Below are 23,227 nucleotides of genomic sequence, written 5' to 3'. Positions count from 1 at the left end.
TTGTTTGCATGAAACACTTCCTGCATACACTATAAAATCAAACGGTTGACATTTTATGATGGCAGGCATATGATTAAATTACATTTTGCACTAAGGAAACTTTTGTGCACAAGGAAAAACAACAGAGAATCTAGGTGAATCAGATGGTCAGTAATGACATGTCCAGACACACTCAAATATCAAAAGAAGCTCAAGACGCATTAGACGGAAAAAGCAGAGGCTTTAAAAGGCTGCTTCCCTTTTTGGGCCCCGCTTTCATAGCGGCAATCGCCTATATTGATCCCGGGAACTTTGCCACGAATATCGCCGCCGGTTCCAAGTACGGGTATTTGCTTTTATGGGTTATTCTTTTTTCAAATATCATGGCGCTTCTCATCCAATCATTATCCGCCAAGCTCGGGATTGCTACGGGGAAAAACCTGCCTGAAGTCGCAAGAGAAGAGTTTCCAAAACCGGTTTCTGTCGGCCTGTGGATTCAAGGAGAGCTCGTCGTCATCGCGACCGATCTGGCCGAATTCATCGGGGCCGCGCTTGGGCTCTACCTGTTGTTCGGCATTCCGCTTCTTGAAGCTTCCCTCATCGCAGCTGTGGGATCGTTTGCGATTTTGGAGTTGCAAAGACGCGGTTTCCGCCCGCTGGAAGCGGCAATTACGGGAATGCTGTTTATCGTCGTGATCGCTTTTGCGCTTCAGACATTTTTTGCAAAGCCTGATCCGGCGGCGGTGCTTCAAGGTATGCTCATCCCCCGCTTTCACGGGGCAGACAGCATTCTTCTGGCGGCAGGAATCCTGGGAGCGACGGTTATGCCCCATGCGATTTACCTTCACTCCGCTCTCACGCAGCGAAGAGTGGTAGGCAAAACAGAAGCGGAAAAGAAAAAGATTTTTCGCTTTGAATTCATTGATATATTAATCGCAATGCTCATTGCCGGAGCGATCAACGCCAGCATGCTGATCGTCGCCGCTGCCCTGTTCTTCAAAAACGGCATTTTCGTAGAAGACCTGGATGTAGCTTTTCATCATTTCAGCAGCATGGTCAGCCCCCTATCCGCCGTACTGTTCGGCGTCGGGCTTTTGATTGCGGGCTTGTCAAGCTCTTCTGTCGGAACGCTGTCAGGGGATATTATCATGCAGGGCTTTATCAATTTCAGGATTCCGCTTTATGTCAGACGATTCGTTACGATTCTGCCGCCTATCGCGATCATCGCATCAGGCGTCAATCCGACGACCGCTCTCGTCCTAAGCCAGGTCGTCCTGTCTTTCGGCATCGCATTTGCCCTCATTCCGCTCATTTTATTTACAAGCAGCGGGCGGATAATGGGAAGCTTGAAAAACGCGAAGTGGGTGACGGCCGTATCCTGGATCATCACGGCGCTTATCGTCTCGCTGAACATCTTCCTTATATTTGATACATTATTTGGTTAAAAAAGCTGACGTATGTCGGCTTTTTTATATTATACTGTTGAAAAAGGAGGATTCTGGATGTTCACACTTACTGTTCATGATGACTTGTATTTAAAATTGCTTGAACCGAAGGATGCCCGCGCTGTCTACATGCTTATCCAGCAATCGAAAAATCATTTAAGAAAATGGCTGTTTTGGGTCGACGGGGCGAAGAAGCTCGAAGACAGCGAAGCCTTTATTGAAGAAAGCATGAAGCAGCAAGCGGCAAACAACGGGTTTCAGGCGGGGATCTGGTATCAAGGCGAGTTTGCCGGCATCATCGGTCTCCACTATATCAACTGGATTAACCGGACGACTTCTATCGGCTACTGGCTCGGGGAACCGTTTCAGGGGAAAGGCATTATGACGGATGCATGCCGCGCGCTGATCGATCAGCTGTTCAACGAGTATGAATTAAACCGGATCGAAATCAGGGCGGCTGTAAAAAATGTCAAAAGCCGGGCCATCCCTGAAAGACTCGGCTTTACGAAAGAAGGCTGCCTCAGACAATGCGAGTGGCTTCACGACCATTTTGCCGACCATATCGTCTACGGGCTTCTGCGTGAAGAATATGCCGCCCAAAGAAAGAGTTAAGGATTTGTCACACGCATTTTCCGCCTCAATCTGGTATGATAGATATCAAAAAATATGGAGTTTTTGGCTATGAAAATTTTACTATTGTTTTATCTATGGATCATTCCGCTTATTGTCGGATTAATCTTTTTTGTTATCACCCAAAAGACAAGCTTTCAAAAAAGATTTTATCCGGCTTACACGATGATCGGCCTGGCCGCCCTCGTATTTGCCGTCTGCTACTTGATCGGACAGCCTTATCTCGGCAATTTTTTCGGCGGCACGATGCTGTTCGGAACGGTTCTTCCGTTCATGGCCGCGGGGATGAAGAAGAAGAAATGATCCAATCCGTCATAAATATAAGCCTGACTTCCGAGCGTTGCGGAAGCAGGCTTTTTTGATGTTACAGTTCAAACGGCGGGATTCTTCTGCCGTCTATATCCGTAAAATCGTACTCTTCCGCCAAATCGCCGGCTCTCAGCACTTTGCCGCTTTTCTCTAAAATATTCGGGTCGCCGGCCAGACAGACGGCGGCCCGCCCGACATAATAAGGCGTTTCCGTCCGCTTTAATTCCTCGATTTCGTGCCAGTGCGCCTCATCTGTATGAAACTCCCGAAGGACAAGCTCCGTTCTCATAAAACCCGGGGACAGCCCCAAAACGGCGATGCCGTCCCGCTTAAGTTCTGAAGAGAGACCGTACGCCATCCGGTTCAGTGCATTCTTAGCCAAGTCATAGTAAAAATTCCCGATATACTTGTCCCTGTCCCAAAACGTTGTATGAATGATCACGCCCGCACCATTCAGGCGAAACAGCGGAATTGCATAATAATTGGTCATGAGCTGGGCGCGGACACCGGCTGTAAACATATTGTCCCAGTGCCCCGGAGGCTGCTCCCAAAAAGGCTTTGATTCAATTTTCCGCTCATTACCGCCCCATACGTTGTTGACGAGGATATCGAGGCGCCCTTGTTCAGTCCTGATTCTGTCGATGAGATGCTTCGTTTCTTGATCATTCGTATGGTCGCACACCGCCCCAATCGCTTTTCCCCCTGCTGCTTTGATTTGCGACACGGTATCATCGACAGAGCCCGGCCACCCATTTGTCGTGTTTCCTTTCGCGCTTCGTCCGCTGACATATACCGTGGCCCCGGCCTTTCCCAATTCCTCGGCAATCGCCCGGCCCGCTCCCCTGGATGCTCCCGTTACAAGCGCAATTTTTCCTTTTAAACTTTCCATTGATTTCATCCCTTTCTCGATGTTTGATTCCCAGTATATCCGTTTAATCTTGACACCTTTTGTCATGTTTTATTTAATGAAAGAAATAAAACATGAGAAGGTGATCTTTAGTGAGAGGAGACCGGCTGATGTCGATCGTTTTGCTGTTGCAGTCCTACGGGCGGATATCAGCGAAAGCGCTGGCTGAACAGCTTGAAGTATCGGAACGTACGATTCACAGGGATATGGAGGCGCTGAGCGGTGCTGGAATCCCCGTTTATGCGGAGCGCGGAAAAAATGGCGGATGGCGGCTGATGGAGGACTATCAAACGAAGCTGACCGGTTTAAAAGAACAGGAAATCCGCTCGCTTTTCATTTCTCCTTCTACGCAATTGCTGGAAGATTTGGGACTCGCCAGGCCTTCGCGCGAAGCGCGGACGAAATTAATGGCCTCCCTCCCTCCCGCTTACAGGGAACAGGCGAAAGAAGTATGGCGCCGGATTCACATTGATACTAGCACTTGGCGAAACCAAACAGAGAAAATCGCCGCTTTCGCCGTTCTTCAAGAGGCCATCTGGAAGGAAAACAAGCTCCGGATCACCTATGAACGGGCAGACGGAAAAACGAACACCCGGATTGTGTGTCCGCTCGGTTTGGCTGCGAAAGGGCATGTCTGGTATCTCATCGCATCACACGGCGAAAACATCAGAAACTACAGAGCTTCACGCATCCACTCTGCACAATCGCTTGACGAAACGTTTACAAGGCCTGACGATTTCAATCTTGCACAGTATTGGGAAGCGTCGACGAAATCGTTCATCGACAATCTGCCGGCATACGAAGTGCGCGCATTAGCCGCACCGTCCATTTTTCCGAGACTGATGTTTACGGGACGATTCGTAAAAATCGCCCAAAAAGAGGCTGCCGGGGAAGATGGCTGGATTCCGGTTACGTTTTCCTTCAATGCAGAGAAAGAGGCGCTGGAGTATTTGCTCGGGTTTGCCGATCAGATCAAAGTGCTGGAACCCCGCGAAATGCGCCAAGCTCTTTTAAAAGCCGCAAAGGCTGCGGTCGATTTTTACAGACGGGAGTACGATTGAAAAACATCACCCCCTTTTGGAACAGAGGTGATGTTTTCAATGCTAAAACAGCCTTCGCAAGCTTTTCTTTAACGGAGGCAAATCGAGTTCTTGCTTCTCAAAGAATTTTTTCATCATATATTTGCTGAAGTTTGCCGCCTGCGTGTAAGAGATTTTTCCCGGCAGCGGCGGTTCGTCTTCGATGGCCACATCGATGACGGCCGGTTTTTGCGACGCAAATGCGTTTTTCAGCGCAGGAATGAGCTCTTCGTGTTTTTTCACGCTGAAGCCTTTTCCTCCGCACGCTTCCGCAAATGCAGCATAATCGACATTTTCAAGCTTTGTGGCGTATTCAATATGGCCTTTTTCCTGCTGTTCATATTGAATCATGCCCAAGTTTTGATTATTTAAGATAACGACGACAATCGGGAGACCGTATTTGACCGCGGTCGGAAAATCGTGCATAGACATGCTGAAGCCGCCGTCTCCGCACACGGCCACCACCTGGCGTTCGGGATATGACAGCTTGGCGGCAATTGCTCCAGGCAGACCGCAGCCCATCGTACCGAGCCAGCTTGAAATGATAAAATCCTGATTGGTCATGTCAAAATGGCGGGCCATCCATACTGTTACATTTCCGACGTCAACAGACAAAACTGCATCGTCCGCAGCCGCATCCTGAAGCCTTGCGATCACTTGCTGCGGCTTGAGCGGGGAAGTCGCCCGCTGTTCGTCCTTTTCAACATGGTACCGCCACTTTTTCATATGATCCGTACAGCTCTCCAAAAACGAACGGTTTGCTTTCCGTTCAATGGTCTTTGTCAGCTCTGCCAAGCCTGTTTTAGCGTCGCAGACGAGCCCTGCGGTGACCGGATAGCGCTTCCCGATTTTCACAGGATCGTTATCAAGCTGAATCGCAGGCGTATCTTCCGGGAGGTACTCCCGGTAAGGAAACGACGTCGCAAGCATGATCAACAAATCGCATTCTTCCATTGCCTCATAAGCGGGCTTTGTGCCGATATGACCGAGATTTCCGAGAACATGAGGATGGCGGTCGGGAACGGCGCCTTTCGCCGGAAGCGTAATAACGATCGGCGCTGCCGCTTTATCGGCAAATTCCAAAAGCTCCTCCTTCGCCGTTTTCATTCCTCTTCCCGCCAAAATCACCGGTTTTTTCGCTTCGTTGATCAGTTGGGCGCACTGCAAAAGCTGGCTTTTTTTCGGATGCAGCCCGCCTTCGATATAAAGCGCCGACGTATAGGCCGGCTTCCGCTTGATTTTTTCCGCAAACAGGTCGTCCGATACGGTGAGGACGGCGACCCCTTTTTGGCTGTAAGCTTCCCGGAGCGCCTGATTTAAAAGGTCGGGGAGCGCCTCGGCCGAATGCACCTGCTGATTAAAAACGGACACATCCTCAAACATTCTTTCGAGACCGATTTCCTGGAACGCATCCCTGCCGATTTGGCTTGAAGCTACCTGTCCCGCAATGGCGAGCACAGGAACGCCGTCGGCTTTTGCATCATACAGCCCGTTGAGCAGATGAACGGCTCCCGGACCTGCAATTGAAAGGCATACGCCGATTTTGCCCGTCAATTTTGCTTGAGCGGATGCGACAAGGGCTGCTGTTTCCTCGTGGCGCACCTGAATAAAGCGGAGGCTGTTTCGCTCATGCCGCAATTCGTTGATGAATTCGTTGATGCTGTCTCCCGGCATGCCGTAAATATGATCGATATTCCATTCTTCCAGCAGTTCTGCTGCTATTTTTCCTGCGGTTTTGTTTGCCATGTCACGTCCCCCTTTTTCTGTCTGGTTACCACCTCCCTTTTCCGTTCAAACGTTCTGCGGCATATTGCAGGCAAAAAAAGCTTGCAGAGACTCAGGCTCTGCAAGCTTTTTACTTTTTAAAATGGTATGGGAGCGTGGCGATGACAATGTCTTTTTTCCACAGCAGCCTCAAGCGCAGCAAAAATGCTGACTGATTGTGAAGAATGTTGTGCCAGCTTTTTTTCGGAATGAACTGCGGAACGAGAACCATGACGGAATAGTTGTAGCTCGCCGCTTTCGCTTCCACGGTTTCCAGGAATTTTTCCAAAGGATGAATTAAGCTTCGGTATGAGGAGTATAGAGTAACGAGTCTGACGCCGTTTTGCAGCTCCTCCCATTTTTTCTCAATCTTTTTCTCTTCTTCTTTATCAAACGATACGTGAACCGCGATGACCTGGTCTGACAACGTTTTGGCGTATTGGATCGACTTTTCGACGACGTGGGTCACGCCGGCGACAGGGACGATGACGACGTTCCCTTCGATCGGCTCCAAAGGCTTGCCTGTCATTCTAAGCTGTTCGCCGACGGCATCATAGTGCCTTTTGACCGCATAGAAGATCCAGATGACGATCGGCATGAAGACAACGATCGGCCATACAACCTGAAACTTCGTGATAAACAGAATGAGCAAAACAACTGCAGAGATCGCCGTGCCTGTTGCATTAATGATCATTTTCAATACCCAGCCTTCCGGCTTTTGTCTGATCCATTTCAAGCACATACCCGTTTGAGAAAGCGTAAACGGGATGAACACGCCGACCGCGTATAACGGAATTAAATGTTCTGTCTGTCCGTTAAACAAAAGAATCAGCAAAATCGAAGCAAAGCCGAGAAAGATGATTCCGTTTGAATAGCCTAAGCGGTCTCCTCTAACCGTAAACATTCTCGGCATGTATTTATCCCGGGCCAGGTTAAACGCAAGCTGCGGGAAGGCTGAAAATCCGGTGTTGGCAGCCAATACTAAAATCATCGATGTCGTTCCCTGAATGAAATAGTATAGGAATGAACGCCCGAACGTTTCCGATGCGATCTGGGATACGACCGTTTCTTCGCTTTTCGGCATGATGCCGTAGCCGAAGGCGAGCACCGTAATTCCCGAAAACAGAACGGCAAGCAGGATTCCCATCATCAAAAGCGTGTTCGCGGCATTTTTCGGCGCCGGATCCCTGAAAGCCGGGATCGCGTTTGAGATCGCCTCAACCCCGGTCAAAGCTGAACAGCCTGATGAAAAAGCCTTGAGCAGCAAAAACAGGGACAGTCCGGCGACAGGCGTCCCGATTGCCGCATGCTCCGCCGGTTCAATTTGTCCGGTCATCAATTTAAAAATGCCCGCTCCGATGAGAATCAAGAGAGCCGCGACAAACAAGTAAACCGGATAGGCCAAAATCGAGGCCGATTCCGTTAATCCGCGCAAATTTAATATCATGATGAATAGAACAAGGACGACCGCGATGATCAGGTGGTACGGATGCAAAGACGGAATCGCCGATGTGATGGCATCTGTTCCCGCCGACACGCTGACCGCTACCGTCAGAATGTAATCGACGAGCAGTGACCCGCCTGCGACAAGCCCCGGATTTACTCCAAGGTTTTCCCTTGAAACGACATACGCCCCTCCACCATGCGGATAAGAAAATATGATCTGCCGGTAGGAAAGGATCAAAGCCGTCAAAAGAATCAAGACGCCCACCGCTATCGGCAATGAATACCATAATGCAGCAGTGCTGACGGCAGCCAAAACGATCAAAATTTGCTCTGTACCGTAAGCGACAGAAGACAAGGCATCAGATGACAATAAAGCAAGAGCCTTCGTCTTTGTGATCTTTTGTCCTGTCAGTTCTTTTGATTTCAATGGTTTACCGATTAAAAAGCGCTTTATTGTACTGTACATGATTTTGACTTCTCCTTTTTGCTGTTAATTTCCATATTTTTTCCGCACAAAAAAGCACAGAGGCAAACAGCCCCTGCGGAATCGGATTTTATTCCCAGGTGATTTCCCTCTCTCCTAACGCTTACGAGGTTAGCTGACGGATTCGGGCTCATGAGAGTTTGCCTTACCTTAAAAGGATTCACCCCACAAGGCAATAATATGCCTCAAAATGGTTCCCCCGCTCTGATTCAGATTAAGCGATTTTAATTATTCGTTTTATAGAGAGATCATACTCCCGTTTATGTCTGTTGTAAATACTTTTTTAGCATAAAAAAGCGTTTCTTTTGACGGGATTTTACGACATTATCCGATTGTTTGAAAAAGGGGACGCCTCTGTTTTCCCATTTGTCATGCAATGGAATTATTCTTTGAAACAGGAAGGATGTCATGGCAGCGTATAAGCGGCAAAATATACGTAAAGCGGGGACTGAGTATGAAAGTCATCCTGCAAAATATCGACTATTTTTCAACCTTTCTCCTGACCGTTTTTTCTCATTCAAATTTGTTGAGGAAATCAGAAACAAAAAAGAATGATCTTCATTTTGATTTTTTTGTCCGTCAGCGTGTATTTTCTGATTGAAACGTTTCTTTTTATTCGCATTATACTTGATTAATATAGCAAAAACCTGCCGATTGGCAGGTTTTTGAAGTTATTGGTCAAGTTTCAGCTTCTTGAGCTGTTCGGCGAGCGCGTTGTTAATCGGTTCATCTTTGTTTTGTTTTTTCATGTAGGCATGTACGTCGCGTTTTGACGCTTTTGAGTTTTTGTCGTTTGCTCTGCGTTTTTCAAAAACGGACAGCTTCTCGCGGTGGCCGCAGACGCAGGCGAAGGTTTGGCCCTCCCCGTGGCCGCGCAGCTCCATGCGCTTGTGGCAGACTGGGCAGCGGGCGTTCGTCTGTTTGGCGACCGTTTTCCGGTGGCCGCATTCCCTGTCCTGGCAGACAAGCATCGTACCGCGCTTTCCGTTGACTTTCAGCATCAGCTTGCCGCAGTCCGGACAGTGTGTGCCCGTGATATTGTCGTGCTTGAATGTTTGATTGCTGCTTTTGATTTCCTTGATCGTCTGCTTCGTGTATTCTTTCATTTCCTTGATGAAAGCGGAAGACTTCAGCTTGCCTTTTGCGATTCCTGACAGCTTCTGCTCCCATTCGGCGGTCAGCGCCGGAGATTTTAAGTCTGACGGGACAAGCTCAAGAAGCTGTTTGCCTTTTGAGGTAATGAAAATCTCTTTTCCCTTTTTCTCGATCAAAAACGTATTGAACAGCTTTTCAATAATGTCGGCGCGGGTTGCGACCGTTCCGAGGCCGCCCGTCTCACCAAGGGTTTTGACGAGGTTTTTTTCCTCACCCTGCATAAATGCAGCAGGGTTTTCCATCGCGGACAATAGCGTTCCTTCATTGAAGCGGGCCGGCGGTTTCGTTTCCCCCTTTGTCTCCGTCAATGAGCGGACGGAGAGCGCATCGCCCTTTGCGAGCTTTGGAAGGGTCTGGTCCTTTTCTTCCTCATCATCGTCTTCATCAAAATAGTCATAGACGGCTTTCCAGCCTTGGGACTGAACGGTTTTCCCTTTTGCGGTAAACGTTTCGCCTCCGATTTCGGCAATGACCTTTGTTTCTTCATATTCAAACGGCGGCATCAGTACCGCAAGAAAACGCTTCGCGATCAGGTCGTACAGCTTTCTCTCTTTATCGCTTAAAGCGCCGAGCGCAAGCGGCTCTTCCGTCGGAATGATCGCGTGGTGATCCGATACCTTTGCATCGTTGACAAAGCTTTTGTTCGCTTTTATGCCGCGATGCAAAATCCGGGTGACATGCTGGGCGTACGGCTTGACCTGCATCCCTTCCAGGCGGTCTTTTAACGTCGGGACGATGTCTTGCGAAAGAAATCTTGAATCCGTCCGCGGATACGTGACCAGCTTGTGCTGTTCGTAAAGCTTTTGCAGGACGGACAGCGTTTCCTTCGCGGAAAAGCCGAAGCGTTTGTGGGCATCCCTTTGCAGCTCTGTTAAATCATAAAGGCCCGGTGCAAAGCTCTTTTTCGCCGTTTTTTTCAGATCGGCGATCACGGCTTGTTTGCCTCGGAGAGCTCGTGCAAGCTGCGATGTAACAGATGCGTTGAATGTCCGGCTCTGCTTCGTTTTTTTGTCCTGCCAAGACAGCGTCATGCCGTCAACAGCGGCGCGCAGGCCGTAGTAAGGAACCGGCTTAAAGTTTTTGATGTCTTCCTCTCGTTTGGCGATCATCGCCAATGTCGGCGTCTGCACGCGGCCGCAGGAAAGCTGTGCGTTGAATTTCGTCGTCAGCGCCCTTGTCGCGTTAATGCCGACGATCCAGTCCGCTTCCGCGCGCGCCACCGCAGAATGGTAGAGGTTTTCAAATTCTTTGCCGTTCTTTAAGTTTTTAAATCCGTCTTTAATCGCTTTATCTGTGACGGATGAAATCCATAAGCGTTTCAAAGGTTTCGTGACCTTTGCCTTGTCGATGATCCAGCGGGCGACAAGCTCGCCTTCACGTCCGGCGTCTGTAGCAATCACGATATCTTTGACATCTTTTCTGACAAGCTGCGATTTGACCGCCTGGAATTGCTTTCCCGTCTTTTTAATGACGACGAGCTTTAAAGGCTCAGGGATGATCGGCAGGTCTTCAAGGCGCCATGATTGATACTCTTTTCCATAGCCTTCCGGATCCGCCAATGTGACCAAATGGCCGAGCGCCCATGTCACGATATAGCGGTCTCCTTCAAGGTATCCGTTTCCTTTTTTATGACACTTCAGGACGCGGGCCAAATCCCGGCCGACTGAAGGTTTTTCTGCTAAAACGACTGTTTTTGCCAAGTCCATCACTTCACTTTCTTATTCATCCATCCTTTTATTATAACAGATGACAAGGGTTCGTCTCTAACGTTCGAAATCCTTCGTTTTGATTTCTGAAAAAATGACATGCGTTACAGTCTGGGCATAAGGCGATGTTCGATTGATAAACGCTTCAACCTCTTCAAGATTTTCGGCGTTTATTTTCAGCATATAGCATGCCGCCCCTGCGATCCGGTAGCAAAATTCGATATTCGGAAGGCGTTCAATATACGCTTTAAACCTTTCGTATTCCCCGTTTTTCACTGTCGCCTCAATGATGCAGGAGACGGGGAGGCCGATTTTCTGATAATCGATGTCCAATGTGTATTGCTTAATGACGCCGAACGCTTCAAGCCGCCTCACCCTCTCGGTCACAGACGGAGCGGAGAGATTGATCTTGCGGCCGAGCTCTCTCATCGACAAACGGCTGTCTTTCTTTAATTCTTCTATAATTTTAAAATCGAGCTCATCTATATTCATTTGCAACGAACTGCTCCTTTTTTCGTTTCGTTTTTTAAATATTTATAGATCTATCTTTACAAACGAAATTCCTATTTTCGCATCATTTAGATACTATTATGGAGAGGTGATCAGAATATGACAAGAATTAACCCTTCTGCAAAAGGAGAGACTCCGTTTCAGCGGCTGCTCGGGCATTCCGATTCCATTCTGTCAGCATGGACGGCTTTGGCAGACGAGCTTGCCGGGGACGGTTTGTTATCAAAAGAGCTGAAGGAGCAGGTGCGCAGAGTGCTTGCCCAGGGGAACGGCTGCGAATATTGCAAAGCGAAAGGAAAACCCGAGGCTTCAAATCTTGAAAAAACAAGTCTTGCGATGGGCTTTGCAGAAGTATTTCTATCAGAGAGAGACCGGGTCGGAGACAGCCAGTTTAAGGTGTTGAAAGAGATGTTTTCCGACGAAGAGATCTCAGAGCTTATAGCATTTATCTGCTTTACGACGGCACAGCAATATTTCGGGGCCTTAATGAAAATTCCGGCCGAAAAATAAGCGCCTGCCTGTTCTATTTGTCCTTTTTTGGTCTATATTATAGAGGTAAAGATTGGACAAAAGGAGGTATTTCATGCTGCAAACGCCGATTGGCCGCCTTCGAGCGATGGGGTTTATCGAGGGCATGTCACTGCTTTTCCTGCTTTTTGTCGCTATGCCTCTGAAATATTGGGCGGGCTATCCGATGGCCGTCACGATTGCAGGCTCGCTTCACGGCGGATTTTTCATCCTTTACCTCATGGTCCTGTTGTATGCGACATTTGCCGTGAAGTGGTCGCTGAAATGGCCTGCCGCTGGTCTTGTCGCCGCATTTGTTCCGTTCGGGAACTTTCTGTACGACCGGGGCCTAAAAATGTATGATCAAAAATAAGATCCGCCGTGTTATTCGGCGGATCACTCGTCAAGAAATTGCTGCAGTGCTTCTTTATTTTTTTCAAGATCCAAATCCAATACCGCGCCGTATGTCGGGACCGTTTTATTCGTAAACGACCCGTCAACAGGCAGCCTAAAGCTTTTCGTTTCCTTTGTGTCTCCCAACAAGAAATCTTTACCGACTGAAAAGATGACGCCGTTTGGAAGGTTTGTTTCAACATACGGGTCGACAAGGCCCAAGATCTTCGGTAACCGCGCGATATTTCCGATATTCACCGCTTCTTTTTCTAGTTTTCCAAATACTTCCTGCTGTCTTCTCACCCGTCCAAAATCGCTCTCCCTGTCATGCCTGAAACGGACATATCCGAGCAGTTTGTCGCCGTGCAGAACCTGCTTGCCGGGCTCCAGTGTCATGCCGATTCCGTATGACATCTTTTTCGGTACATTGACTTCAATGCCGTCAGGGGCCACCGCATCGACAATTTTGGCAAACCCTTTAAAATCGAGGACGGCGTAGTAGTTGATATTCAACCCGAAGTTTTCCTTAAGTGTTTTGCGGACAAGCTCAGGGCCGCCGAATGCATATGCTGCATTGATCTTTTGCTTGGGATGCCCCGGTATATCGACATAGCTGTCCCTCATGATCGAGATCAATTTAGGCTGTTTTTGTTTTTTATCATAATGAATGACCATCATCGAATCCGATCTTGAATGCTCTTCCCCTCTGGAATCGATTCCGAGCACGAGAACGTTCACTTCGTCCAAATCCGAGCCTTCACCGTTGAACTCGAACTGACCGTCATTTTTAAAGCTTCCGTCAGACTCTGCTAAACCTTGTTGGTATTCGTAGATGCTGTATCCCGTAACAGCAATGATAAGCAGTACAATGAACAGCAGCAGCCGTTTGATGATTTTCCGCCGTTTTTTCTTCTTCTTTTTTACCCTTACTCTTACTCTTTTCACATTATCCACTTTTATCACCGCCACAAATAGACTACCACAGGATGATGCAGCCGACAATTAATAAAAGAAAGCTGCAAAAGCATATTACATCCGAAATATTATTCTCTATTCTTATTCATCTTACAAAACGAAATATTATGATGTGCTTTTCAATCATTTCGTTACATAACACCTACATCCATTTGGTCATCCATGCGATATAGTAAGATGCAGGTATAAACAAAAGCTGTGCGAGAACCGTTCCGGTTACCCTGGATACCGCCATTGTGACAGAGGCCCATTTCAAATAAACATAGCTCCGTTTCCCTTTGGCCACATCATCGGCCAGCACCGAAACCTTCGGATCGACAAACAGCGCAAGGAGCATCGTCGCCACTCCGTTGACAAGACCTGATGCCATCACAGCCGTTGTATGCCTTTCAGGAACGAGAACCCCGGCATAAAGAGCGGCGAGGACTCCGATCGTATAAATCGCGGTAATGACCATATTTAACACAAACAGCCGTTTCGGAATATAGCGGAGCTGAAAGCCTTTCATATAATGGACGGACGGTTTTTTCACGTATTGCCTGATGTTTTTCAGGCTCCTTTTCGTCAGACCTTTCCGAAACATGTGCAGAACGGAGCCGTTTTCCCCTGCCAAATGAACGATCGCCCTCGAAAAAACGGCGACAAATGTCGGCAAGAGCATCATGCCGCAGATGGTTCCGACCGTCGAGCCGAAGATTAAAAACCGAAACTGCTGCCCCACGAGCGAAAGCGCATGAGTGCCTGCAACATCGACGAGCTTTCCTGTGACAGGCTGCTGAACCATGTTGGACATTCTCGAAACGATCACCATTACGTTAAACAGGGACAGAGCCGAGGCGATAAACCCGACCCTTGCCCCGGACAGCCGTGCCGCATAGGCCAATGTCTCGATCGAGTGAATCAGCAGCAAAAAAAAGAAAATCAAAAGCACTTTAGATGTCAAAAAATCCATGTACGATTCCTCCAGTCTACAAGTAAGACTGTCTATCGGAGAAAAATGTTTCGCCAATTTAAAAACCGCTTCAGCAAAAGCCGAAGCGGTTCCCATTCGTTTTATTTTTTGAGCAAATAATATATCTATCATCATAAGATGACATTAGCATCTATCGTTCCGTTTGAAAGTAAACACCATGGAATTTCTGAAACCAAGACAACGAAAGCCCTACCTCTCAATCGTCCTTGCGGCTCCGAAGCCGCGCCAGTGTGAATTGTGAAACAAAAAGTCTTTTTTCCCTCTATCCTGTTAGGGGCGGTCAGAGGAAGAAAAACAAGCATCTTCTAAGAAAGAAAAAAGAAGTTTACTTTCCTTTTATTTGCTCCTTAGGCGCTGTCCTGTATTATACTACAGTTCCTCTCATTTGACAAACTGTTCGATACAGAGATTACAGATCAAGCGTTACGGGCGTGCTTTCCCCTTCATTCATGAGCCTGATTTCTGAAGGATGAATTTCGAGAACGGATAAGTTCGGATCGTCTTTTCCTTCAAACCAGCGGCTGAGCCGTTCATTCCACATTTGACCTTTCAATTCTTTCGAGCCGTTCAGCTTCGCCGTCCCTTCGATTTCAAGATAGGCATCGCCAAAGCCTTCTCCGTCATAGCCGAGCAGCACGTGGACATTCGGATTGTTTTCGATTTCCTCGGCTTTATGCGTCTCAACGCTTGTCGGGGTATAAAGCGTCAGCCCGTCGTGGAAAAAGGTCATATAGCGGGAATGGGGCTTGCCGCCTTCTACCGTTGCCAGCGATCCGACTTTGTGATGGTCGAGAATATCCAGCACCTTTTGTTTGATTTGTTCCTGATCCATGTCAGGATCCCTCCTTTTTATCATATCCATTGTTACTTTTCCACATCGTCTTGTATATTAAACAATCAACAGAGCCTGATGGACGGGACATCCCGATTACATAATACGGGCTATATATTTACTGAAAATCGCAAAGTGTTCCGAAACCGTTGATACCGGAGAAACGCTCTTTCGGGTAAAGGCACCCGAATGTACGGCGAAGCGGCCCCGAAGTTTGCGCGACTCGGACGTGTCACCGGAAAAACACGAAAGCTTGAACGGTTTTTTTCAGACGGAAAGTGCATCCAGCGATTCATTATAAAATCACGGAAAATAAATATTCCTCCGGCTTTATTTTGCCGACGGCACCTGCCGTATTCAGCCGTGAAGAAAAAAGCGAATGAGAGCATCTCCCATTCGCTAAATTCTTGGATCTGTAAAAACATCGTGTTCGTCTGTGCTCGTTGATGAAAACTCAGCAATAACCGCGCCATCCTTTCCGGCTTTGAACCAATGCTTTGTATTTGGCGGAATGGTATATTGCTCTCCGGGCGAGAGCCGGATTTCATGCCAGACGGTGAAATATTCGATATCTTCGCGGGGCGGAAGAACGGAGGGAGCGCGTGTTGTTTCTCCTTCAACATATAGATAGACGCTCCCGTATCTGCATCTGAACGTTTCTTCTTTTCCCTTTTCCCCGTTTACGGGAGGATGGCGGTGTTCAGGGCACGTTTGTTCAGGAAACAAAACGAGCTCCTTGGCACAGTAGCGGTCCGTATTGACGTAGACGAAGAGCTGAAGCCCAAGCTCATTCAGCCTGCCTAAGCCGTAGTCCATGATCTGGATTCGCTCCTTCTCGTCCTCCGTCAGCACGATACCCGCTTTTTGATAATATTGATTGACCGCTTCCTTTGTTACCTTCAATCTCGCTTCCCCCTCTTATGTCGAAATGAAGTCTCCTCCGTTTACATGCAGGGTTTGCCCCGTCATATAAGAGGAATCGTCCGAAGCGAGGAGCACGTAGCAGCCGACATGATCGGCAGGCTGTCCCGGACGTCCCATCGGTGTATCCGTTCCGAATGATGCGACTTTCTCCGCTGAAAAGGTCGACGGGATAAGCGGCGTCCAAATCGGCCCCGGAGCCACCGCATTGACGCGGATGCCGTCTTTTACAAGCGCCATCGCCATTGACCGTGTAAAGGCATTGATCGCGCCTTTGGTCGCCGTATAGTCGATCAGCTGCGGGTTTCCGCGGTACGGATTGATCGATGTCGTATTGATGATCGCGCTCCCCGGCTCTAAGTAGTCAATTGCTTTTTTCGTAAAATGGAAATACGAATAGAAATTGGTTCGAAACGTCCGTTCGAGCTGCTCGGCGGAAATTTCTTTAATGCTGTTTTTCGGATGCTGTTCAGCCGCATTGTTGACGAGGATGTCGAGCCTTCCCAATTCGTTCACCGTCCGTTCGACCGCATCGACGCAGAATGCCTCATCCCCGACATCACCGGGAAGAAGCAGGCATTTGACGCCTTCTTTTTCAACTCTTGCTTTCGTCTCCTGGGCATCCTCATGCTCATTCAAGTACACGATCGCAATGTCTGCTCCTTCTTTCGCATAAGCGACTGCGACAGCTCTTCCGATTCCGCTGTCGCCGCCCGTGATGAGCGCGACTTTCCCTTTAAGTTTATCCGTTCCGATATGGTTTTCATTTTCGTAGACAGGACGCGGATCCATCACGCTTTCGATGCCGGGCTGGCGGTCCTGCGTTTGCGCCGGCTGCCCTTCTGTCTGCCGATTGCGTAAATCCATGATACATTCCTCCTTTTTGATGGTGCTACTACACAATTAACCGCGCGATGCTGTGAATAAACATGCGTATATGCCAAACAAAAAAACCCGGATCACTTGGTCCGGGCGTCTTCACCATTTTTTATCCTGAAGGAATGTGTGAAACAGAATGTTCAGCCTTCTGTAGAGCAGGTCGGCGTCACCTGTTTCATATGCGGCGAGGCTGTCGTCGCTCTCAATGATTGAGGAGCTGATCGAGCTTAAAAGCTCGGCTCCTTCAGGGGAAATATCAGCGGGTGCAAGCATGATGAGCATCCTTGTCATCTTGACGGTGCTGCCGTCCATGCCCTTGATGTCATACGGCGCAGTTAAGTCGACGGCTTTGAAAACAGGAACGATTGCCGCCTCCGTTTTTAAATGAAACAAGGCGAACGATGTGCCGGGTATACCGAGGCCCCCCAGTGCTTCGCGCTTCAGAAGCCCCTCCGCCAAATCGCCGGCATCGGTGATCAAACCTTGATCTTTCAGGCGCGCGCACAGCCGTTTAACCGTCTGTTCATGGCTCTCCGCCGTCTCCAGCACGTCGACGGAAAAATGGCTTAGGATATGCTGGATCGCCGTCGCGTACTGATTGATTTTAGCGGCGGTTCGGAGCATATCCGGGAATGGCGCGGGCTCTTTTTGTTCGGCACGTTTTTTTTGAAGAATGAGCGGAATTTTCCGGGTGAGCTGGTGCTTGACGTGTTTGACGTCTTCTTCGTCAAGGAGCGGGCTGACGATGACGTAGTCGATCCCCTCGTACGGAATCGGCACGGTCGACACGATGATGTCATAAGCGCCGGCATCCTTCGTTTTCAGCTCCATCACCGAAGAGATGTCAAAGGATGCGATTTCAGGAAGCTCTTTTTTCAGCCTTGACGCAAGCATCTTTGATGAACCGATTCCGCTTGAACAAATGACGAGCGCATTGATGTGTATTTTTTCTTTGTTCATTTCAAGCGCAGAGCCGAAGTGGAGGACGATAAACGCAATCTCTTCATCCGGAAAATGCATTTCCGGAAAGAATCGTTCGACGCCTTCTTCGATGGCCATGAATAAAAGAAAATAGTCTTTTTTTATCTGCTCTTGTAAAGGGTTGTGAATCGTCATTTTTTCTTTGATCCGGACGATGGCCGGCTCAAGATGGGCGATCAGCCCTTCATAGAGCGATTGATTGTCATTTAGATTCAGACCTGTTTTTTGCGAGATGAAATCGATCAGCTTTTTCGTGCGCAAGGCGGTGTCAAGCTCGATGTCTTCCGCCCTGTAGTCTTTTTTATAGCTTCGGTTGGCGCTTCTGAGGTGCATCGTAATATAGCCGGCCTCTGCATCGGGTATCTTGACATGGAACGCTTCTTCGAGCGCTTCGGCAATCGCGAGGGCGAGCTCGAATTCTTTCGTGCTTTTCAGTTCCGCCAGTTCCTCTTCGTTCATATTGATGACTTCGCCAAGCTCGATTCGCTCGATTGCAAACGTCAAGTGAACGACAAGGGCGATGTACGCGCTGTCAGAAAGCGAGAGGCCGTGCTGTTCTTTGGCCCGGGACAGCACTTTTTCAGCCTTAAGCAATTTCCCCCTGCTGACGACTCCGAATATTTTTTCCGGCGTCTGGTTCTTGCCCTTAATATTCATTTCAACCGTCTCTAAAAATTGCTGTACATCGAGCTTGTCCGCTATTAAATTGCCGACGATTTTTCGCTTGGCATCTTCAGGTCCCCTCAGTTCAATCCCGTAGCCTCTCTTTCTGATCAAGGAAAGGCCGAACGGGGCAATCCATTTCTCCAGCTCATCGAGATCGTGGCTGATGGTCGCGGCGGTCACCTGCAAATCGCTGGCGATCGTATACAGCTTGATCGGCTCTCCTGCTTCAAGCATCGCGCACAAAATCAGGAGCTTTCGTTCATCAGAGCTGTATTCCACAAGGCTGTCATGTGAGAGGGCATTTAACAGCCTCTGTTTATCGCGGGAAGAGCCGACGAGCTTCAGGCCTTTGCCCGGCTGTTTATCAAGCTTGAGCCGATATTCTTCAATGACTGATTTAACCGCTTTCAGCTCGCGGTGGACGGTTCGTGTGCTGACCTCAATATAATCGGCGATGTCGCCGACCTTTACATAACGGTTTTGGTGTAACAGATATTTAATGAGTTTTTGTTCCCTTGCTGTCATGTACATAAAGCGCCGCCTCCGGTGATTATCGTTTTCGAAGTGCAAGTGGATCACGGGAATGCTGCCGGGGAGAATGACTACCTTATCATAAATTGCTTACATAAAATCTTCAATTCAAACTAATTAAATTTTTGATAACGGTAAATGGAAGCATCGGCGATGACGATGCTTCCAGGTTAGGCTGTGTATTTTTCCATCTCTTGATGCAGGCCCGGCGTGTTCGCAACCCGTCACTATTTCTCCACATGCTTCAAGATCAGCGGCACCAATGGATCTTCCGCTGCAAGCCCGCACACTTCGCCGAGAACGCCCCTATAGCCTTTTTCACGAATCATGCTTTGGAGCTGGACGGCTTCCGGATCATCCGCGAAATCAAATTGCAGCGCCCGGGCGATTCCTTCGGCTAAATGAACCGGCTTCACATTCAGGCTGCTGAGCTTTCGGGCGGGGCGGATCAGACGGTCGTGTTCGCCGAGCTTGCGGAGCGGCGATCTTGCCACACGGGTGATGTCGTCTGATATAAACTCATTTTCAAAGCGGCCGATGATTTTTTTGATATAGCTCTGATGCTCTTCTTCCGAAAAGCCGTATGTTTGGATCAGATACTGCCCTGTTTCTTCGAGCGCCCCGGCCAGCGTCTCGCGGACTTCAGGATCGCAGACGGCGTCTCTGATCGTTTGAAAACCTTTTTGATAACCGGCATATGCTGCGATGGCATGCCCGGTATTTACGGTAAACAGTTTTCTTTCAATGTAAGGAGCAAGGTCTGATACATACGTCACTCCTTCTATATCAGGCACTTCTCCGGCAAAAGCGGTTTTATCGACCACCCATTCAAAGAAAGGCTCGACAGACACTTTCAGCGGATCGTCGTGCTGCTGAACCGGCACGATCCGGTCTACCGCGGAGTTTGGAAATCCGACAAGCCTACTGAGCGCCTTCTGCTCTTCTTCAGTTAAATAAGAGAAAATGGCTTCTTTTAAATGGTCGCTTCCGCCGATCATATTTTCACAGGCTACGATATTTAAAGGTTTTTTGTTTTTGCTGAGGCGTCTTTTCAGCCCTTCTGCCACGGACCCGGCAATCAGTTTCAGCACTGAAGGCCCAACGGCTGTCGTCACAAGGTCGGCCTTGGCGATCCATTCGTATAATTCTTCAGGCTGTTTGCCGCTGTTGATTGCCTGTACTGGGCCGATCGTTTCCGTTTGCCTTGATAGATCGGCGAGCTCGACAGGATAGCGGCGTTTTTCGTTCAGTTCATTGATCACCGCTTCGTTCACATCTGCAAAAACGACGTCATACCCCGATTTTGTAAGCAGGGCCCCGATAAAGCCGCGGCCGATGTTACCTGCACCGAAATGCAAGGCGATCATAGCTGGTCACCTTCTTCAAAAACCGCTATCAGTTCAGCTTTGTCTTTCGCATTGATCAGTCGTTCGACGTTGTCGGCGTCAGAGCAGACGATCGCAATCTTTGAGAGAATGTCAAGGTGTTCATCGTTTTTCCCGGCAATGCCGAATACGACTTTCGCAATGTTTCCTTCACCGTATTCGACGCCATCAGGAATTTGAATGACCGAAATTCCGGAGTGGAGCACTTCCTGCTTCCCATCCTCCGTTCCGTGCGGAATGGCAATCGCGTTGCCCATATAAGTGGAGGATACTTCCTCTCTCGCAAACATTTTTTCTATATAATCAGCCGTGACATAGCCGTTTTCGACGAGAGCCTCCCCGGCAAGACGGATCGCGTCCTTTTGGGAAGCGGCAGATTGGTTTAAGCGAATGTTTTCTTTTGCAAGTACTGGTTTCATTAGGATATCACTCTCTTTCGTACATGTTGTGTGAGCCTGGTGAACAGGCTCACGAATTTATTTGCTAAGTTGATCGATTAATTCGTCGTATTTTGGACTATTGAGAAAATTTTCCACAGAGATATGTTTTGCGTTTGGAAGCTTGGCCTTCGCACGATCTGTCAAATCCTTATGGGTGATGACGATGTCTGCATCATCCGGGAGATTGTTGATCGACGTATTGGTCACTTCTATATCCAGTCCGGCTTTTTTCACTTTATTTCGCAAAATGGATGCGCCCATTGCGCTTGACCCCATTCCTGCATCGCACGCAAAGATGACTTTGCTGACGTTTTCCACATCGATTTGCTGCTCTTCAGCTTGCTCTTCTTCGGCATTTGTCAAGGCGGAAACGGCTTGGCTCTTCTTCCCTTTCATCTGCTGCATCTTTTCTGCTGCCACTGTTAAATCTTCTTCTTCGGCAGCTTTGGACGTCTTTAAAATGAGTGATGAGACGATAAATGAGACAGCTGTTGCCACAAGCACGCCCAGGATGATGCCGATGTGATTTCCTTTCGGCGTCATCGCCAGAACCGCGATAATGCTTCCCGGAGAAGGAACGGCGGCAAGTCCGGCGTTAAAAATAGAGAATGTCAGAACGCCGCTGGCACCCCCTGCAATCGCTGCCAAAATCAAAAGCGGTTTCATCAAAATATAAGGGAAGTAGATTTCGTGAATCCCCCCGAGAAAATGGATGATCGCAGCGCCTGGGGCAGTTTGTTTTGATGCGCCCCTGCCGAAAATCATGTATGCCAAGAGAATGCCAAGCCCGGGTCCCGGATTGGCTTCAAGCAGGAACAGAATCGATTTCCCCGTTTTTGCAGCTTCTTCAATTCCAATCGGGCTTAAAATGCCGTGGTTGATCGCGTTATTTAAAAACAGAACCTTTGCCGGTTCGACAAATATGCTCGCCAGCGGCAGCAAATTCGCATGTACGATCACTTCAACCCCTGCGGCCAATGTTTTATTCAAACCGAGCACGACCGGACCGATCGCCATAAATGCGAGTGCCGTCAGAATAAATCCGACGATTCCGGCCGTAAAGTTGTTAATGAGCATCTCAAATCCGGAACGAACCTTATCTTTAAAGAGCTTGTCTGTCTGTTTGATCAAATAACCGCCGAGCGGCCCCATGATCATGGCGCCGAGAAACATCGGAATATCGGCTCCGACGATGACCCCGATCGCAGCCGTCGCCCCGACGACGCCCCCGCGGTGGTCGTACACCATCTTACCGCCGGTGTATGCGATCAGAAGCGGCAGCAAATACTTGATCATCGGGTCTACCAATGTAGCAAGCGCTTCATTTGGTATCCAGCCTGACGGGATAAATAGAGCAGTAATAATCCCCCATGCGATAAATGCGCCAATATTCGGCATGATCATGCCGCTCAAATGGCTCCCGAACCGCTGAATTTTCACCTTTACACCTGATTGCTGTTTGTCTTGCATTGCATAACCCTCCTTTATTGTCCTTTCATGGCGTTAAAAAAATAATGTCGAATAATGTCGGCCTTGCTTTTATGTTAAAACGCTTACACCCCTTGGCTCAATTGAAAGAAAGCGCTACTTTGGCATGGGCGGTGTGACAAAATTTAAGAAGCTTTTAAATCAAGCTCCCGTCGAACGCATAAAAAAAAGACCTCCTTTGTATAGAAGGCCTTTCTTAACATTCTTCAATTTTCAACGGTTTATAACCTGCTTCTCTCAGCTTTTCCGCAATCGCTTCGTATCCCGCGCTGTTCGGGTGGACCTTGTCAAACGATAAGTATTCCGACTCATGTCCTTTAAAAACCGAATGTATGTCGACAACCTTGACATAAGGCGCTGCTTGCAGCTGTTGTAAATGAGCGTTAAAACCGGAAATCCATTTTTCCGCTAATTCGATTTCCGGAAACGGATTGTATAAGTTGAGCAGCCGGATAAAGTACCTCTCATTTTTCTCTTTTAATTCCCTGATCTTTTTCAGCATTGCTGAATAGTTTTTCTGACAGTGTGAAGAAGCTTCCAAAAAAACGTGCTGATCCTTTTCTCTTTTATAAGCTTCGAGAGATTGGATCAGATCGTTTCCGCAGCCTGTTATCATGATGGCATCCGCTTTGTCGATGTGGTTCCTGATGAAAGGGCGGTCGAGCATGCTGAGAATTTCGGCTGTTGTAAGACTCGATTTAGCGAAGACCGCTAACGTAACGTTCTGCTTCAAATCTTCTTCCATTTTCTTTTTGTAGCGCGGAACGAATCCCGGTTGAAAAAAGCCGGCACCGACTCCGACGGTTAAGGAGTCGCCGAGAGCGGTATATACAATTGCCATA

At 48.4% G+C, this 23,227-nt stretch carries 21 protein-coding genes and 1 riboswitch; of the genes, 6 read left to right on the top strand and 15 right to left on the bottom strand.

Annotation, left to right across the window (positions count from 1 at the left end):
- Window positions 1-143: 143 nt before the first annotated feature.
- The 3 genes from MHB78_RS03225 (at window position 144) to MHB78_RS03215 (ending at window position 2,357) form a co-directional block, all read left to right on the top strand.
- Window positions 144-1,424, top strand: coding sequence for an Nramp family divalent metal transporter (locus MHB78_RS03225; protein ID WP_046130249.1), 1,281 nt, complete (start codon window positions 144-146; stop codon window positions 1,422-1,424).
- Window positions 1,425-1,481: 57 nt separating this feature from the next.
- Window positions 1,482-2,036 (top strand): GNAT family protein, encoded by a 555-nt coding sequence (locus MHB78_RS03220; RefSeq protein ID WP_046130248.1) that lies wholly within the window; start codon window positions 1,482-1,484, stop codon window positions 2,034-2,036.
- A gap of 69 nt (window positions 2,037-2,105) precedes the next feature.
- The gene (locus MHB78_RS03215) at window positions 2,106-2,357 is read left to right on the top strand and encodes a hypothetical protein (protein ID WP_046130247.1); all 252 of its coding nucleotides are present in this window, start codon (window positions 2,106-2,108) and stop codon (window positions 2,355-2,357) included.
- Between the two features lie 61 nt (window positions 2,358-2,418).
- Here MHB78_RS03215 and MHB78_RS03210 read toward each other — a convergent pair whose 3' ends face one another.
- Window positions 2,419-3,252, bottom strand: a complete 834-nt coding sequence (locus MHB78_RS03210) for an SDR family NAD(P)-dependent oxidoreductase (protein WP_065894175.1) — start codon at window positions 3,250-3,252, stop codon at window positions 2,419-2,421.
- A gap of 110 nt (window positions 3,253-3,362) precedes the next feature.
- Between MHB78_RS03210 and MHB78_RS03205 the strand changes: the two genes are divergently transcribed.
- Window positions 3,363-4,331: a YafY family protein gene (locus MHB78_RS03205; RefSeq protein ID WP_065894172.1), complete on the top strand. Its 969-nt coding sequence runs from the start codon at window positions 3,363-3,365 to the stop codon at window positions 4,329-4,331.
- A 42-nt stretch (window positions 4,332-4,373) separates the two neighbouring features.
- On the opposite strand, the gene MHB78_RS03200 is transcribed toward MHB78_RS03205, so the two are convergent.
- The 4 genes from MHB78_RS03200 to MHB78_RS03185 form a co-directional block, all read right to left on the bottom strand.
- Window positions 4,374-6,095, bottom strand: coding sequence for a pyruvate oxidase (locus tag MHB78_RS03200; RefSeq protein ID WP_046130245.1), 1,722 nt, complete (start codon window positions 6,093-6,095; stop codon window positions 4,374-4,376).
- 109 nt (window positions 6,096-6,204) lie between these two features.
- Entirely contained in the window at window positions 6,205-8,025 is a 1,821-nt protein-coding gene (locus tag MHB78_RS03195) for an APC family permease (protein WP_046130244.1), read from the bottom strand.
- A 102-nt stretch (window positions 8,026-8,127) separates the two neighbouring features.
- Window positions 8,128-8,274: riboswitch (cyclic di-AMP (ydaO/yuaA leader) on the bottom strand.
- A gap of 440 nt (window positions 8,275-8,714) precedes the next feature.
- Entirely contained in the window at window positions 8,715-10,898 is a 2,184-nt protein-coding gene (locus MHB78_RS03190) for a DNA topoisomerase III (protein ID WP_046130259.1), read from the bottom strand.
- A 63-nt stretch (window positions 10,899-10,961) separates the two neighbouring features.
- Window positions 10,962-11,396, bottom strand: coding sequence for an Lrp/AsnC family transcriptional regulator (locus MHB78_RS03185; protein WP_046130258.1), 435 nt, complete (start codon window positions 11,394-11,396; stop codon window positions 10,962-10,964).
- Between the two features lie 117 nt (window positions 11,397-11,513).
- On the opposite strand from MHB78_RS03185, the gene MHB78_RS03180 reads away from it, so the two are divergent.
- Both MHB78_RS03180 and MHB78_RS03175 read left to right on the top strand, forming a co-directional pair.
- Window positions 11,514-11,924 carry a carboxymuconolactone decarboxylase family protein gene (locus MHB78_RS03180; RefSeq protein ID WP_046130242.1) on the top strand — a complete coding sequence of 137 codons (411 nt, stop codon included), beginning with the start codon at window positions 11,514-11,516 and terminating at the stop codon, window positions 11,922-11,924.
- Between the two features lie 73 nt (window positions 11,925-11,997).
- Complete coding sequence (locus MHB78_RS03175) at window positions 11,998-12,294, top strand: DUF3817 domain-containing protein (protein WP_046130241.1); 297 nt, start codon at window positions 11,998-12,000, stop codon at window positions 12,292-12,294.
- 23 nt (window positions 12,295-12,317) lie between these two features.
- Here the strand turns inward: MHB78_RS03175 and MHB78_RS03170 are convergent, their stop codons facing one another.
- The 10 genes from MHB78_RS03170 to MHB78_RS03125 all read right to left on the bottom strand — a co-directional run bounded on the left by MHB78_RS03170 (window position 12,318) and on the right by MHB78_RS03125 (window position 23,226).
- Complete coding sequence (locus MHB78_RS03170; RefSeq protein ID WP_046130257.1) at window positions 12,318-13,259, bottom strand: LCP family protein; 942 nt, start codon at window positions 13,257-13,259, stop codon at window positions 12,318-12,320.
- Window positions 13,260-13,431: 172 nt separating this feature from the next.
- Window positions 13,432-14,241, bottom strand: a complete 810-nt coding sequence (locus tag MHB78_RS03165; RefSeq protein ID WP_046130240.1) for a lipid II flippase Amj family protein — start codon at window positions 14,239-14,241, stop codon at window positions 13,432-13,434.
- Window positions 14,242-14,671: 430 nt separating this feature from the next.
- Window positions 14,672-15,094 (bottom strand): pyridoxamine 5'-phosphate oxidase family protein, encoded by a 423-nt coding sequence (locus tag MHB78_RS03160; protein ID WP_046130239.1) that lies wholly within the window; start codon window positions 15,092-15,094, stop codon window positions 14,672-14,674.
- Between the two features lie 399 nt (window positions 15,095-15,493).
- On the bottom strand, window positions 15,494-15,997 hold the full coding sequence (locus MHB78_RS03155; RefSeq protein ID WP_046130238.1) for a D-lyxose/D-mannose family sugar isomerase: 504 nt from the start codon (window positions 15,995-15,997) through the stop codon (window positions 15,494-15,496).
- A 15-nt stretch (window positions 15,998-16,012) separates the two neighbouring features.
- Window positions 16,013-16,882, bottom strand: coding sequence for an SDR family oxidoreductase (locus MHB78_RS03150; protein ID WP_046130237.1), 870 nt, complete (start codon window positions 16,880-16,882; stop codon window positions 16,013-16,015).
- Between the two features lie 111 nt (window positions 16,883-16,993).
- Window positions 16,994-19,072 (bottom strand): BglG family transcription antiterminator, encoded by a 2,079-nt coding sequence (locus MHB78_RS03145; protein ID WP_046130236.1) that lies wholly within the window; start codon window positions 19,070-19,072, stop codon window positions 16,994-16,996.
- Window positions 19,073-19,299: 227 nt separating this feature from the next.
- A complete protein-coding gene (locus tag MHB78_RS03140) occupies window positions 19,300-20,439 on the bottom strand; it encodes a mannitol-1-phosphate 5-dehydrogenase (protein ID WP_046130235.1) in 1,140 nt (379 codons plus the stop codon).
- On the bottom strand, window positions 20,436-20,876 hold the full coding sequence (locus MHB78_RS03135; RefSeq protein WP_046130234.1) for a PTS sugar transporter subunit IIA: 441 nt from the start codon (window positions 20,874-20,876) through the stop codon (window positions 20,436-20,438). The genes MHB78_RS03140 and MHB78_RS03135 overlap by 4 nt, the downstream gene beginning before the upstream one ends.
- Before the next feature lie 57 nt (window positions 20,877-20,933).
- Window positions 20,934-22,367: a PTS mannitol transporter subunit IICB gene (locus MHB78_RS03130; RefSeq protein WP_046130233.1), complete on the bottom strand. Its 1,434-nt coding sequence runs from the start codon at window positions 22,365-22,367 to the stop codon at window positions 20,934-20,936.
- Between the two features lie 214 nt (window positions 22,368-22,581).
- On the bottom strand, window positions 22,582-23,226 hold the full coding sequence (locus MHB78_RS03125; protein WP_046130232.1) for a GDSL-type esterase/lipase family protein: 645 nt from the start codon (window positions 23,224-23,226) through the stop codon (window positions 22,582-22,584).
- Window position 23,227: the final 1 nt, after the last annotated feature.

Source organism: Bacillus sp. FSL K6-0138 (assembly GCF_037982765.1).
In the GTDB taxonomy this organism is placed as follows: domain Bacteria; phylum Bacillota; class Bacilli; order Bacillales; family Bacillaceae; genus Bacillus; species Bacillus glycinifermentans.
Note: the sequence above shows the minus strand (reverse complement) of the source record. Positions and strands in the feature narration are given on the sequence as shown.